Source organism: Polyangium fumosum, assembly GCF_005144585.1.
Classification (GTDB): domain Bacteria; phylum Myxococcota_A; class Polyangia; order Polyangiales; family Polyangiaceae; genus Polyangium; species Polyangium fumosum.
In genome coordinates this window covers 1-13076 of sequence record NZ_SSMQ01000034.1, presented here as the reverse complement: position 1 = coordinate 13076, position 13076 = coordinate 1, and the positions used below count along the sequence as shown (strand labels likewise).

The following is a 13076-nucleotide window of genomic DNA, read 5'->3' as shown; positions in this document are numbered from 1 at the left end:
TACCCTTTGTGGAAGGTATGTAGACAGTCGCAGACACACGGGTCCCTTGCAAGGTCTATCTTAGACCTTTTGTGATACGAAACGACCGGGAAGTGGGGTCAGGCCCGCTGGAAGTCCGAGGGGCGGCGGCGGGCGAGGTAGTCGGCGATCGGGGGCAGGGCGCGGATGTCGTCGAGGAAGCGCTGGAGCGAGCCGTGGCCGTCGAGGCAAGAGGGGACGACCTCGCGGTGCGATTCGAGGGTGTCGAAGGCGAAAAAGTCCGCGTGCGTGGGCGCGGAGCCAGCGAAGTAGAGGGCGCCGCGCTCCTCGGATTGTTCGAGCAAACCTTCGAGGGTCGCGCGGAAGCGGGGGAAGACGTCGCGGAAATGCGCGTCGGTGGCGGCTTGGTCCTTGAGCCAGCCAGGGTTGTAGGCGACGCGGTTCCACGCGGTCCGGAGCTCGAGGACGGTCTCGGCGACGATGTCAGCGCGGACGCGCTCGTCCTCGTTCGCCCCGTCGAGCCCGAAGACGCGGGCGAGGTGGCGGAGGATGGCCTGGCTCTGCGGGATCACGCGTTCGCCCGCGGGCGTGCGCTCGACGAGGACGGGGACCTGGCCGAGGGGGACGGTCTTCTTGAGGCTCGGCCAGTCGGCGCGCGGGATGCCCCGATCGATGTACGGCGCCTGCGCGTAGGCGAGCAAAAGGCGGATCGATTCGGCTCGGCCGCGGATGTCGAAGTAGACGAGCTCGCGCTCGGGATCGTGGCTCATGCGTCGCGAGGAGACCCGAGCCGGCGAGGGGCGTCAATCGGACCGGGACCCGCGTTTGCCCTGGAACGCGCGCGCCGCGGAAAGAGGCTCGACGCGGCGCGGGATCCCTTGCTAGAAATGCGGGTGGCATGCCGACCATCGAGCTCTTGCGTCACGGCCGAGAGATGGGGGCCCGGCTCGCCGCGGACCTCGGCGAGGCGACGCGGGCCTGCATCGCGGTGAGCCGCGCGGAGGCGAGCGCGCTCGGGGTGATCGCTCTCGTGGGGTTCGTGGAGCGCGGCGGCGAGCTGATGCTGCTCGCCGGGCTCGACGGGTACGGGACGGAGACGGCGATGCTGCGCCGCTTCGAACGGATGCCGGGCGCGCGTTGCCGCATCTATCACGCATGGAGCGGGACGGCTTTTCTGCCGCGGCTCTACGTGCTCGACATCGGCCCGCGGCGCGTCGTCTATGTGGGTTCGTCGGATCTCGCGGCGTCGGGGCTCTCGCGGGACCTCGCAGTGAACGTGCGGATCGAGGGGAGCGCGTCGGAGCCGGAGCTCGAACGGCCGATGCGGCTCTTCGAGGAGCTCTTCTGGTCGGAGCTGTCGTGGCCGCTGTCGTATGTGTTCGAGGCCGAGTACGAGGCGTTGCGGGCCGCGCGTCGAGCGGCGATCGAGCGCGCGCCGGATCCTTCGGCCGAGGCGCGGCTCGGCTTCGCGGTGGCCGAGAAGCTCGGCGAGCAGCGCGGCAAGGCGTCGGCGCGGCGGCACTTGCTCGTGGTGACGGCGAAGAGCTACGCGCTCTGCATGCAGACGAAGAGCTTCGGGCGGCGGAGGCAGGCCGAGCTCGATCGGTACGGCAAGGGCGATCCGTTTTTTTTCCACGTGACGGGGCGCGGCCGGGGCCTGCGGGCGATGGGCATGTTCACGGGGGAGACGTACCGCGACGAGGCGCCCTCGATCCGGGGGATGGACGGCGGGGCACCGCCATTCCGCAAGAAATTCGTGGTGCTCGGGGAGCTCGGCAAGGAGATCCGGACGCGGCCGATCCTGGAGTCGCTCCGGCCGGGCGCGCCGAAGCACTGGTTCAATGGGTTCGTCCAGGATAGCCATACGCTCTCGATCGAGGACTTCGAGGCGCTCCGCGGGGCGTTCGTGTCGGCGCTTGCCGCGGAGCAGGGCACGTCGAAGGCGAACGCGGGCTGAGCGCCGTCCGGACCGGACCCCGCCCGCGTGCCAGGGTCGTGGGACAAACCTCCGCGACGACAAACCACGGTCCCGGAAAAACCGAGCTTGACGTTCGGGGAAAAACCGAGCATGGAAGAGCCTTGGTCGGGTCTGCAGAGTTCGGCGTCCTTCCCAATGAGGGCCCGTACATGCGTGACAAATCGGTTCGACCCCGAAAAACCAGCATCCGCAAGGACGTTATGGCGGTGGCGACGAGGCGACGAACGAGAGATGTCCGAACGAAGGAGGACGAGGTCCCGTCGGAGCTCCCGACGGAGCTCGCGCTGGGCAGCGACGGTCTGATCTACGTGAATGCCGAGGGCATCGATCCGGCGCGGTATGCCGGGCGCAAGATGTTCACGGGATTCGCGATGACGCCGAGCGAGGCCGAGCGCGCTGTGGAGGAGATCCATCGACTCGCCTTCAACGTGACCGTCAGCGCGCAAGCTGGATCGGCGAGGTCGAAAAAGAAGAAAAGGGGGTGAAGAACGAGTCGTTCAGGGATCAACGATACGAACGTCGAGGAACCAAGGGCCGCTATCCTGGCCGAGCCCATCGATTTGGAGGAAATATACACCAGGATCGAGGGTGAGGTCGAGGAAGCTTTTGTTTTGGCCGTAACCGACGGCGCAGGCCTTCGGGACCTCGACGCCGGGGCAATCGGGACCTTTTCGAACATCGAGGAGCGTCGTGTACCCCGATCCGCCCATGTCCAGCACGACGCGTTTTTTATCAGACAGGGAGAGCCCGAGGAGCTGGTCACGCGCCCCGCCCTCGGGCCCTCCGCCTTGATCACAGCCCGCATTGAAGCTCGCCGTGGCATTCGCGGTGTTGCCCTGGAAAAAACCGCCCGTCGCGGGAATCATGAGCACGTCGGCGCAAGCGTCGGCGAAGGGGACGACCACAGGCGGCGTGGTCTTGCGGACGAACGCCGTGACCTGCGCGGGTTGGCCGAGGAGGGATTCGGCGACGACCCGGTAATCGCCGGCCGGGACGTTGCGCTTGCCGATGCGGAGAGGCGACTGCGAACCAGGATCGCAGATGAGCTGATCCAAGGGGTCGGCGCACGCTGGGAGGGCGAGCGTGACGGCGCCGGTGTCGCCCTGGGAGATGCGCTGGACGAGGAGGACGTCGGAGGCGACGGGCAAGGAGAGCGTGTAGGCCGCGTCGACGGCGCCCGGCAAGCAGCCGAGCTGCACGTCGTCCTGCCGATCGAGGAGGTCGACGTCGAGGGTGACGTTGGGCGTGAGCGCGGGGGCGCCCTCGCAGGTTTCATCGGGGAGAGGCTCGGTGGGCGGCTCGATCACGACGGTCGTGGAGACGATCGTGGGCGCGCCGGCAGCGACGGCGACATGGTACGTGCCCGCCGGGAGCGCGTGGCGGAAGACGTCAACGATCGGCGCGCCCTTGCAGGTGATCTCGTCCTCGGGCAGCGCGCAGTCCGCGTCGCGGAGGGAGATGACGGGGAAGCCGTCGCCGTCGACGGAGCTCGCATAAACGTGGACGTTCGCGGGGGACGCGAGCTCGAAGCTGTAGAGGAGTTCGCCGGTGAGCGGCGCGCAGGAGATGCCGACGTCCGTGGCGGCGTCGACCAAGGTGGAGAAGAAGGGCACGCCGAAGGAGATGGGCTCGGCCGTGCCGCAGGTCTCGTTCGTGGGAACGGGCTCGGGCGGGAGGAAGGCGACGTCGAGGATGACGGGCGTGTCCGCGTCGGCGAAGACGTAAAGCGGCAGCGCGGTGGTCTTCGCAGGATCCCCGAGGCCGCGGCCGCGGATCTTGGCGAAGCGGCCGCCCTGGGGGTGGAAGAACGACGTGCCGCAGGTGATCTCGGTGGAGGGATCTCCGCACTGGCCGAGGAGGGCGATGGCGACGTCGGCGCCGTTCGTCCGGGCGGTGATCTCGACGTCGAGGGGCGGGCCCGCAGGGAGGACGATGGCGGCGACGACGTCACGCGCGGCGGGCTGGTTGTTGACGTTGCACGAGGCGGCGAAGTTCGAGGCGGCGGCGGTGGTGTCGATCGTGTAGGCGCCGGGCGCGTCGATCACGAGGGGATCGCTGCAGGTGTCGTGCTTGGGGGAAGCGCAGTCGCCTTCGTCGACGGCGCCGTCGCAGTCGTCGTCCTTGCCGTTCGCGCAGACCTCGGGCAGCGCGGGGGAGACCTTGGGATCGTCGTCGTTGCAGTCGCCCTTGGCGATGCAGTGCCCGTCGGGCGCGCCGTCGCCGTCGGCGTCGCGCAGGACGTGGGTGCAGGCGCCCGTGGACTCGACGCAGGTGTCGATGGTGCAGACGTCGCCGTCGGAGCAAGCGACGGGAGGGCCGGGGAGGCAGCCAAGCTTGGGCGCGCAACGCTCGACGCCATCGCAGTAGACGCCGTCCTGGCAAGCCGCGTCGTCGGGGCTGTGGCGGCAACGCGCGATCGAGGTGTCGCAAGCGTCGACGGTGCAAGCGATGGCGTCGTCGCATTGCGTGTCGTCGTTGCAAGGGCCGCCGAGGGTGTCGTCGGGCGTGCCACCGTCGTCGGGATTACCGCCGCCGGTACCGCCGCCCGTGCCGCCGTCGGGGTCGGTTGCGCCGTCGGGGCCGGCGTCGAGGGTGAAGGGGTTCGGCGCGGTGGATGGCCCACAAGCGCTCGCGAGCGCGGCCACGGGGAGGAGGGCTGGGATCCAGCGAAGATGTCGCAGGAGCCGGGGCCGCGGAGCCTTCGTCTCGGCGCTCGTCATGGCAAAGGAAGAGGAGGCAGGTCCGCCTTCAGCGTAGCAGGGCAGGACGGGTTCTGGCATCATGCGTCGGCGCGATTTCTCGAAGAAAGCGCAGAGGACGGAGATCGGGTGACGAGCGATCGATTGACGCGCAACGAGCTGACGTGGCTGCTCGCGCAGGAAGCCCGCACTGCAGCGCAGAAGCTCCGCCAGGGAGTGATCATCCAGGACGGGCCCCCGGGCTCCGTTCGCGTGCCCGACGGCGAGAGCACGGTCGCCGTGGAGACGACGCTGAACCAGCTCGACGAGGCCGTCGGCATGCTGGCCTCGCTCCACGGGCATCCCGCGAGCCGAGGGCGGCGAGGCAAGATCGATCTCGCGCAGCTCATGTGGGAGGTCGCGCCCGAGGCGCGCGTGCAGATCGAGATGGGCGAGGGCACGACGGTGTTCGGCGACGAGGCCGAGCTGCGTCGCATGCTGCTCTTGCTCGTCGGTCAAGCCGGCGACCCGGCGAACGCGAAGGGCACCTCCGAGGTGAGCGTGCGCCGCGAAGGCGAAGAGGTGAAGGTCAGCGTGGTGCTCGGTCCAGACCAGCCCGCGACGTTCGAGTCGGAGCGCGCGTGGCTGTCGCGCATGGCGATCCGGCACGGCGGGCGGCTCGAGCTCGACGGCTCGATGCAGACGCTGGTCCTGCCGGCCGACGTGGACATGCAGCGGCTGGAGCTCGAGAACCTGAAGCGCGAGCTGAAGGCCGCGCAGGAGCAAGGCGAGGCCTACGCGAAAGAGCTCGCGGCGGTGTTCGCGAGCGGCAACACGAAGGTGTCGAGCTTGCCGCCGGCGAGCGCGTCGATCGAGCCGGTGAGCAGCGAGGGGCTCGCGGTGCTCGTGGCCGGCATGCGTGGGCTCGTGTCGGAGCTGCGCGGCATCTTCTCGGCGATCACGCGCGACCTCTTGCCGCTTCGGGATCGGCAGGGCGAAGTCGGCGACATCGTGGCGAGCGCAATGCGGCACGTGACGGCGGCGTCGGAGACGATGGGGGACCTCGCGCGGCTCGGCGCGTGCCCGATCGGCGAGCTGCCGCGGCACGTGGACATCGCCGAGGCGCTGCGGGACGTGGTGCGCGACGACATGGGGCGCGCAGCGCGGCACGATGTGCGCGTGACGCTGCACGCGCCGCAGAGCGCGTACGAGGTGACGCAAATCGGGGCGCTGACGGTGCTGATGCACGCGCTGCTCGATCATGCGATCAGCGCATCGCCGCCGGGCACGGAGGTGGTGCTGACGCTCGCCGAGCATACGAGCGGCGGGTACGCGCTCGCGGTCGACGACGCCGGGCACCCGCTGCCCGAGGCGGCGAGGACCGGCGTGTTGAGTCGTGATTTCGAGGTGCTCGCGGCAGGTCGTCCGGCGGGGATCTCGCTCATCGCCGCGACGGCGGTGGCGGCGCACGTGCGCATGCACCTCGAGATCGAGGATGCGCCGAGCGGCGGCGCGCGCGTGCGTCTGATCATTCCGAAGATGAGCGCCTAGAGCAGCGCCTCGTTCGCTGCTCTGCGAGGTCGCGAAGCGAACTCGCCTCGGGGGATGAATCCGCCGGGCATTGTCTGGCTGAGAGGGGGACGCGAGGCGTCCCCCTCGGGACTAACGACCCCGTCCGCCGGCTGCTCCGAGGAGCGCGAGCGCGCGCTGCAGGTCGGCCGGCGTCACGAGACCCACGACGTGCTCGCCCTCGTCGAGCACGAGCACCGCTTCCGCTTCTCCACTCACCAACGCATCGAGCGTGGCCGCGGCGTCGTCCCGGGTGTGCACGCGTGGCACGTCCGTCCGCATGGCCTTGCCGACGGTCGCGTCGGGCACGCGGTGAAGCTCGGGACGCGCGAGGTCCCACGCTGTCACCACGCCGAGCACGTGCTCCGGGTCGAGCGCGTCGTGCTCGTGCACGTGCGCGTGCCCGTTGTCGACCACGAGCGCGCCCGCGAGGTTCTGCCGGAAGAGCCGCCGCGCGACCTCGCCCGCGCGTTCGTCCGCGTGCGCCTCGCCGAGCCGATCGGTCATCACCTCGGCCACGGGCAAACCTTCGAGGACCTGCCTCCACTGGCTGCGCCCCTGCTCGCCGGCCGCGCCCATGTACACGAACACCGCGATGAGCACGAGCAGCACGTTGAACGAGAGCAGGCCGAAGAGGCCGAAGAGCACGGCCATGCCCTTGCCGATCGTCGCGGCCACGCTCGTCGCGCGTCGGATGCCGAGCCGCGTCGAGAGGAGGCCGCGCAGGACGCGGCCGCCGTCCATCGGGAAGGCGGGCAGGAGGTTGAACGCGCCGAGGACAGCGTTGGCGAGCGCGAGCGCGAGGAAGGCGACGCGCACCTCGGCGAGGAGCGGCAAGAGCGAGGCGAGCCAGCAAGCGACGGCGATGCCGAAGCTCGACAGCGGCCCGGCGAAGGCCATCCACGCCTCACGCTCGGGCCGCACATCACGCTCCATGCGCGAGACGCCGCCGAGCATCATGAGCGTGATCGATCGGACGCGGACGCCGTTCGAGACCGCGACGAGGCAGTGCGCGAGCTCGTGCAGCAGGATGGAGACGAAGAGCCCGACCGCGAGGATCGTGCCCCACACGAGCGGCGGCAGGTGCAGGTCGCTCCGCGGGACGCCGACGGCGTCGGCGATGGCCTTGAACTGGGAGGACGTGACGAACGCGACGTACGGGAGAAACAGGACGAGCGTGATGTGGAGCTTCACGGGGATGCCGCGAATGCGGAAGATCGTCCAGCCTCGGTCCAACATGGTGGCTCCTCCGGTGGCAGCGCGCGCGCCGGGTCGAGCTGCTCCCCCGGCGAAGGGGCAACACGCGTGCCCCGAGGTCGCTCGACGCGCGGCGAAGCAGGAGGCGCGTTACGCGGCCTCGTCGACCACGTCGCTGTCGATGTGGAAACCCTCGCCGTCGGGCGTGCTGATGAAGCGCAGCGCGCCCGAGGCTTCGAGCGCGTCGCAGAGCTCCTCGGCTTCGAGCTGCGAGACGCCGAACCGCTCGCAAAGCGCGTCGCGCATCGCCGTCTTGCCGGGAAGGTAGTCGGCGCCGACGAACGTGCCGAAGCGCGCGCGCAGCGCACGCCCCGCGCTCGCAGGCCCGAGCACGAAGGTCTCCTCGGGCTCTCGCTGGTGTTGCATCGAAAGGCTCCCCCCGAGGTTCATGGAGACGCGCCGCCGAGGCACAAGGCCCCTTCCTCGCGAGCGATCAACGGGGGTTCGTCGAAACGGATCGGGCGAGCGGATGTTCGAGCTGCAAGGCGAGGTCCACGCCGAGCCAGAGCCCCTCGACGGTGCCGCCGAGCCCGCCCGCGGTCTCGAAGCGCGTGGGTCGGAGGATGGCGCCCGGGCTCACGTGAAGGCCGAGCCACGCGGGGCCGAACGCGCGCACGTCGACGCCGAGCAGGCCGCCCGCGCGGCCGGACCACGCGTCCCGCGCGCCGAGGATGCCGTCCGTCGCGCGCGCGTCGCCGAGGTGCAGGAAGCCGAGCGCAGCGTCGGCGCCGAGCGCGAGGCGGACCGACGAGCCGAGGTAGACGCGGTAGTCGACCGCGAGGCCGACCTCGAACCAGCGCGTGGGGCCGGCGCTCGTGGGGCCCGTGAGCCAGCGAGCGGTCGCGCGCTCGCTCACGCCGGCGCCGCGGAAGCCGAGCGACGCGCCCGCGCCCCACAAGGTGCCGGACGAACCGGGCAGGAACGCGAAGCTCGGCGCGGCCGACCAGACGATCGCGGGGGCGCGCCGCGCAGCGAGCTCGAGTTCCTTCGGCGTGGGCGTGCGTGGGGCCGGGGCTTTGCGGGGCCGGAGCGGGCGTGCCTGCGCGCGGACGAGCTCGTTTGCGGCGATGGCCACGAGGCGCGCGGCGACGTCGGGGTTGAGGCCGCCGATCAGGAGGAAACGTCGCCCAGCGGTGCGTTCGGCGAGCCTCGCTTCGATGAGGACCTCGGACGGGCTCGGGAGATCGATCCACACGTGCGCCACGTCGTCGCCGAGCGGGCCGCTCGGGCCGGGCGCGAGCGTGCCCGTGTCGTCGAGCTCGATCTCCAGCAGGCGCCGCACGCGGGGCTCGCCGCCAAGCGCCTCGGCGGCCGCGCGCGAGAGCGAGAGGCGCACCTCGACGCGGCGCGGGGCCGTGGCAGCGGGCGTGGCTGGAGCGACGGCGGGCGGGGTGGTGGCGGCCGCAGGCCCTTCGGCGCGCGCGGCGCTCGGGCCGAGGGCGAACGTCACGAGGGCGGCGAGGGCCACGCGCGGGGTGGGCGAGCGCCACGCGCGTGGTGCTTCAGGGCGCGCTTGCGTCGCCTGCTCCCGCGTCTGGTGAAGCTTGGGGCTCCTCCTGCGTGGGCTCCTCGCCCGAGAGAATACGCTCCACGTCCTCCTTGCACCGGCCATCGGGGTACTTGTTCGAATACTCCGTGCCCATGCGCGCCGCCTCCTCCTTCCGACCGGCGCGGTGCTCGGCGCGGATCTGTTTGCAGAGGGCGTCCTCCGCCAGCACACCTTTGAGGCTCCGCGCGCGCTCGAAGTACTTTTGTGCTTGATCGGCCTGGCCCATCTTCTCGTACATGCCGCCGAGCGTGAAGGCCGCGATCTCCGCGTACGGATCGTTCGGGAAGCCCTCGACGACGCGGGTGAGTGCGAGCAACGCGGCCGAAGGATCTCCGCCTTTGGCGCGGGCGATGTCGCCGATCACGACGAGCTCGGCGGCGCTCCTCGACGACGCGATGGCGCCTTCGATCCCACCAGGCTGCTGGCGCAGGAGCTCGAGGGCCTGGGCGAGCTCGCCTGCGTTGTACTTGGCGCGCCAGTCGGGCGCCGCGATCGCGACCGCCGGCGTCTCGGGGCGCAGAGGCAGCGCGAGCGTGCGGGGAGAGATGTCGCGGGGCATCGGCGCGATCGTGCGGCGCGGGCGCGGATCGGGGTTCGTCGGATCGTCGTGCGGGGCCTCGGCGAGCGCGATCATCGGCACGGCTTCGAGGCCGTCGCCGCCCGAGAGCTCGCGCGAGCCGGCGGGCCAGGAGACGCGCGCCGATCCGCTCGCCACGCGCACGTCGATGTCGGCCTCGTTTCGCCGGACAAACACCACGCTGCCCGCGCGCGCGAAGAGGGCTGCGCCTTCGGCGACGAGCGCGATCTCCGCGGCCTTGGGCGCGCTGGCCGTGTCCACCGAGGCCTCGCCGCGCAGGAGGCGCAACGTCACGGCTTCGCCTTCGCCGCGCTCGACCTCCACGGTGGCGCCGGGCGAGAGGGTCAACGTGCCGCCGCCGGGCAGTGGATACCTCGCTTGCCGGGTCCCTGCAGCGAGCACGCTCGGCGACGCATTGTTTTCGGCCGCGATCGCGCGGACCTCGGTCGGACCGCCTTCGCCGCTCGAGCTCGACCCGACGTAGAGGCCCGCGCTGAAGGCGGCGACGGCAGCGGCGGCGACGGCGAGCAGGGTGCCCGTCATGCGTGCGCGTTCGGGCTCGCGGCGTCCGGGCAGATCGTGCTCGAGACGGTCCCAGACGCGCTCGATGCGCGCCGGATCCGCGTGATCCCGCAGGTCTTGCGGGCGCAGGGGAGGCACCACGCGGCGGGTCATTGGTCCACCTCTTTGCTCACCGGTTCTTCCTTGCCGGTCGGGTCGACGAAGTGTTCGTCGAGGAAGCGTTGCGCGCGCGTGATACGACGTTTGACCGTGGCGAGCGAGCACCGCGTGAGCCCGGCGACCGCTTCGAGCTCGTGCCCGTCGATGCAGCGGAGCGTCCAGGCGATGCGCTCGTCCGAGGGGAGCGTGCGCAGGAGCGCGTAGATCTGGGCGAGCTGCGCGCGCACGTGCGGCGAGGCCTCGGGGCTCGCGATCGCGTCGAGATCCACGGGCTCGCTCGCGCGGCCGAGCCCGAGGAGGTTCAGGAGCTTGCCGCGGCGCATGCGCGAGCGCACCGCGTGCACCACGATCGAGCCGAGCCAGCCGCGGAACGCCGCGCGATCCGTGAGATCACGCAGGCGCTCGAAGGCGCGGAGGAACGCGTCGTGAACGATGTCCTCCACGTCGCGCGGCGAGCCCTCGATCCGCGTGGCGAGGTTGATCGCGAAGGCCGCGTGGCGCCGGTAGAGGATCTCGAGGGCCTGGACGTCGCCCTCTGCGCCGAGGCCGACGAGCTGCGCGTCGGGCAGGTCGGCGAGGGCGGAGCGCCTGCCTTTGGGGACACGCGAGGTCTCGGGCGGGCGCTTGGCTTCGGCGCGATCGTCGGCGATGGGAGTCGCGGCCACCTCATCGCCCTCGTTCGTGGGGCGGGGCGATGGCTCGACGAGCCGCAACCGACCGCGCTGAAGTCTCGGCGCCATTTTCGTTAATCCTGCGTGTCTAAGGACGCTCAGGGTGTGGCAGGTGGCTCACGGCGGCTACAAAGATTTTTTTGAAGTTCACGTGAGCCGTTCCAGGGACCTTGGGCGTCCAGGGGAGTGCCGCAGGTCGGACGTCTGCGGGAGCTTCTAGCTAGTACGGAGGATCACGAACATGATCAAGCACATCATCCTCGCTCTCTCGGTTTCCCTCCTCGCGGTCGCCTGCGGCGGCGCTCCGGCGGAAGAGGCGAAGTCGCCTGAGGGTGCCCCGGCCGATGCGAAGCCGGCCGAGGGTGCTCCGGCCGATGCGAAGCCGGCTGACGGCGCCGCTCCGGCGGGCGACCAGGCTGCGCCGCCGGCTGGTGGCGAGGCCGCCCCGAAGTGAAACGACTTACACCCCGGCGATCCGCTTCCCGCGGATCGCCGGGGTGTCCTTTTTTGTGCGCCTGAAAGAAGACCGCGCAGGCGCGCAGCACGGGGATGCCTCGTCGGGTAGGATCGAAGCTCGCTCGCTTCGTTTTCTTCGTTCGACAGGTGGATCCCATGCAGAGCTCGCGGCGCTTCGTGCAGAGGTCGTTCGTCGGGGTGATGTTGCTCGGCGCGCTCGGCGCGTTGTTCCCCTTCGCCGGATGCGGCCGCACGAGCATCACGCCCGCGGAGGGGGGAAGCCTGGGCGGCGACGGCGCGTGTGGCGACGGCACGTGTGATCCCGAGGAGACGTGCGCGACCTGCGCGCAGGACTGCGGGTTCTGCGCGGGATGCGGCGACGGCGCGTGCACCGGGATCGAGGCCTGCGAGAACTGCCCCGTCGACTGCGGGGTGTGCGCGAGCTGCGGCGATGGAACGTGCGGCGACGGGGAGAGCTGCGCGACGTGCGTGCTCGACTGCGGGGCGTGCGCGGGCTGCGGCGACAAAACGTGTGATCCGAACGAGAGCTGCGCGACGTGCCCCGTCGATTGCGGGCTCTGCCAGACGTGCGGCAACGGCGCGTGCGACGCGAGCGAGACGTGCGCGTCGTGCCCCGGGGACTGCGGCGCGTGTTCGAGCTGCGGCGACGGGTTCTGCACGTCGCCGGAGGACTGCCTTTCCTGCGCGCCCGACTGCGACGCGTGCCCGAGCTGCGGCGACAAGGAGTGCGACGCGGGCACCGAGAACTGCTTCACGTGCCCCGGAGATTGCGGAAAGTGCGCGGGGTGCGGCGACGGCATCTGCACCGGGACCGAGACGTGCGCTTCGTGCCAGGCGGACTGCGGCGTCTGCTCGGTGTGCCCGAACGGCAAGTGCGAGGCGTTCGAGACGTGCTCGATCTGCCCCCAGGACTGCGGGACGTGCCAGACGAAGGGTTGCCTCGAAGTGGTCACGTGCGCCCTCGGGTGCCTCGATCTCAACGCGAATCCCCCGAAATTCAGCGTGACGTGCGTGGCGAACTGCGTCGCCCAGGGCTGCGCCGACGTGCAGTTCTTCGTGGACCAGGTGCTCACCTGCGCCGTCGGCGTGCTTCCCGACTGCGGCGGCGACTTCGGGTGCATCCAGTCCGAGTGCGGCGCGGAGTTCGCGGCCTGCATCGGCGCAAAGTGCAACTGACGCCCGTCCCCACGTGAAGGAGGGCCCCCTCTTGCCCAGGGCTTGCTCGATCGACGGGCAAGCCGTGTAGCATCGACGCGTGGCCGAGAAAGACGAGCGCCCCGACGAGCCGAAGGCCGAGGACAAACCCGCCCCGCAGGCGCGACCCGCCATGATGTCCGTGGACGCGGGCTGGGACGTGCCGGACAAGGGGAAGCCCGCAGCGCCCGGAAAGCCCGCGCCGCCCGCGCAAGCCGCGCAGCCGCCGCAAGGCGCGTCCGCGCCGAAGCCCGCTCCGCCTGGCAAGGTCGTGCCCGCGGTGGGGCCGCTCCCGCCGAAGCCCACGACGACCGTGGTGCGCGCCGCACCGGAGCCCGCCGCCGCCGCGCCCGCGCCGCTTCCGCCGATGGCGCCGCCGCCGCTTCCGCCGATGGCGCCGCCGCCAGTCCCGGGGCGTCCCGCGCCGCCACGCCGCGCGACCACCGTTGCGACGGGAGCCGCGCCT

12 protein-coding genes and 1 pseudogene are annotated in these 13076 nt (G+C 71.0%); 6 read left to right on the top strand and 7 right to left on the bottom strand.

Going from position 1 to position 13076, the window contains the following annotated elements:
* Positions 1–98 precede the first annotated feature (98 nt).
* The gene (locus E8A74_RS28370) at positions 99–749 is read right to left on the bottom strand and encodes a glutathione S-transferase family protein (protein ID WP_136932215.1); all 651 of its coding nucleotides are present in this window, start codon (positions 747–749) and stop codon (positions 99–101) included.
* 128 nt (positions 750–877) lie between these two features.
* Here E8A74_RS28370 and E8A74_RS28365 point away from each other — a divergent pair, with 128 nt between their 5' ends.
* Both E8A74_RS28365 and E8A74_RS28360 read left to right on the top strand, forming a co-directional pair.
* On the top strand, positions 878–1936 hold the full coding sequence (locus E8A74_RS28365; RefSeq protein ID WP_136932214.1) for a phospholipase D-like domain-containing protein: 1059 nt from the start codon (positions 878–880) through the stop codon (positions 1934–1936).
* A gap of 170 nt (positions 1937–2106) precedes the next feature.
* Complete coding sequence (locus tag E8A74_RS28360; RefSeq protein WP_136932213.1) at positions 2107–2442, top strand: hypothetical protein; 336 nt, start codon at positions 2107–2109, stop codon at positions 2440–2442.
* A 12-nt stretch (positions 2443–2454) separates the two neighbouring features.
* Here the strand turns inward: E8A74_RS28360 and E8A74_RS28355 are convergent, their stop codons facing one another.
* Positions 2455–4677: a putative metal-binding motif-containing protein gene (locus tag E8A74_RS28355; protein WP_136932212.1), complete on the bottom strand. Its 2223-nt coding sequence runs from the start codon at positions 4675–4677 to the stop codon at positions 2455–2457.
* Between the two features lie 108 nt (positions 4678–4785).
* Between E8A74_RS28355 and E8A74_RS28350 the strand changes: the two genes are divergently transcribed.
* Complete coding sequence (locus E8A74_RS28350) at positions 4786–6186, top strand: histidine kinase (protein ID WP_232379783.1); 1401 nt, start codon at positions 4786–4788, stop codon at positions 6184–6186.
* 111 nt (positions 6187–6297) lie between these two features.
* Here the strand turns inward: E8A74_RS28350 and E8A74_RS28345 are convergent, their stop codons facing one another.
* The 5 genes from E8A74_RS28345 to E8A74_RS28325 all read right to left on the bottom strand — a co-directional run bounded on the left by E8A74_RS28345 (position 6298) and on the right by E8A74_RS28325 (position 10933).
* A complete protein-coding gene (locus E8A74_RS28345) occupies positions 6298–7443 on the bottom strand; it encodes a site-2 protease family protein (RefSeq protein WP_136932211.1) in 1146 nt (381 codons plus the stop codon).
* A 108-nt stretch (positions 7444–7551) separates the two neighbouring features.
* Entirely contained in the window at positions 7552–7827 is a 276-nt protein-coding gene (locus tag E8A74_RS28340; RefSeq protein ID WP_136932210.1) for a hypothetical protein, read from the bottom strand.
* A 67-nt stretch (positions 7828–7894) separates the two neighbouring features.
* Complete coding sequence (locus tag E8A74_RS28335) at positions 7895–8929, bottom strand: hypothetical protein (RefSeq protein WP_232379782.1); 1035 nt, start codon at positions 8927–8929, stop codon at positions 7895–7897.
* Positions 8930–8963: 34 nt separating this feature from the next.
* Positions 8964–10262, bottom strand: a complete 1299-nt coding sequence (locus E8A74_RS28330) for a FecR domain-containing protein (protein WP_136932209.1) — start codon at positions 10260–10262, stop codon at positions 8964–8966.
* Positions 10259–10933 (bottom strand): RNA polymerase sigma factor, encoded by a 675-nt coding sequence (locus E8A74_RS28325; RefSeq protein WP_232379781.1) that lies wholly within the window; start codon positions 10931–10933, stop codon positions 10259–10261. Before E8A74_RS28325 ends, E8A74_RS28330 begins: the two co-directional genes overlap by 4 nt.
* Positions 10934–11180: 247 nt before the next feature.
* On the opposite strand from E8A74_RS28325, the gene E8A74_RS28320 reads away from it, so the two are divergent.
* From E8A74_RS28320 to E8A74_RS28310, 3 genes and pseudogenes are all read left to right on the top strand, one after another.
* The gene (locus tag E8A74_RS28320; protein WP_136932207.1) at positions 11181–11393 is read left to right on the top strand and encodes a hypothetical protein; all 213 of its coding nucleotides are present in this window, start codon (positions 11181–11183) and stop codon (positions 11391–11393) included.
* Between the two features lie 158 nt (positions 11394–11551).
* Positions 11552–12592, top strand: a complete 1041-nt coding sequence (locus tag E8A74_RS28315; RefSeq protein ID WP_136932206.1) for a hypothetical protein — start codon at positions 11552–11554, stop codon at positions 12590–12592.
* 79 nt (positions 12593–12671) lie between these two features.
* Positions 12672–13076 (top strand): annotated as a pseudogene (locus tag E8A74_RS28310) (hypothetical protein); the annotation flags it as partial.

Excerpts from the sequence above, each read along its gene's own strand:
- E8A74_RS28340 (WP_136932210.1), bottom strand. The coding sequence starts at position 7,827 with ATGCAACACCAGCGAGAGCCCGAGGAGACCTTCGTGCTCGGGCCTGCG.
- E8A74_RS28355 (WP_136932212.1), bottom strand. The coding sequence starts at position 4,677 with ATGACGAGCGCCGAGACGAAGGCTCCGCGGCCCCGGCTCCTGCGACAT.
- E8A74_RS28370 (WP_136932215.1), bottom strand. The coding sequence starts at position 749 with ATGAGCCACGATCCCGAGCGCGAGCTCGTCTACTTCGACATCCGCGGC.
- E8A74_RS28360 (WP_136932213.1), top strand. The coding sequence starts at position 2,107 with ATGCGTGACAAATCGGTTCGACCCCGAAAAACCAGCATCCGCAAGGAC.
- E8A74_RS28330 (WP_136932209.1), bottom strand. The coding sequence starts at position 10,262 with ATGACCCGCCGCGTGGTGCCTCCCCTGCGCCCGCAAGACCTGCGGGAT.
- E8A74_RS28315 (WP_136932206.1), top strand. The coding sequence starts at position 11,552 with ATGCAGAGCTCGCGGCGCTTCGTGCAGAGGTCGTTCGTCGGGGTGATG.
- E8A74_RS28345 (WP_136932211.1), bottom strand. The coding sequence starts at position 7,443 with ATGTTGGACCGAGGCTGGACGATCTTCCGCATTCGCGGCATCCCCGTG.
- E8A74_RS28365 (WP_136932214.1), top strand. The coding sequence starts at position 878 with ATGCCGACCATCGAGCTCTTGCGTCACGGCCGAGAGATGGGGGCCCGG.
- E8A74_RS28320 (WP_136932207.1), top strand. The coding sequence starts at position 11,181 with ATGATCAAGCACATCATCCTCGCTCTCTCGGTTTCCCTCCTCGCGGTC.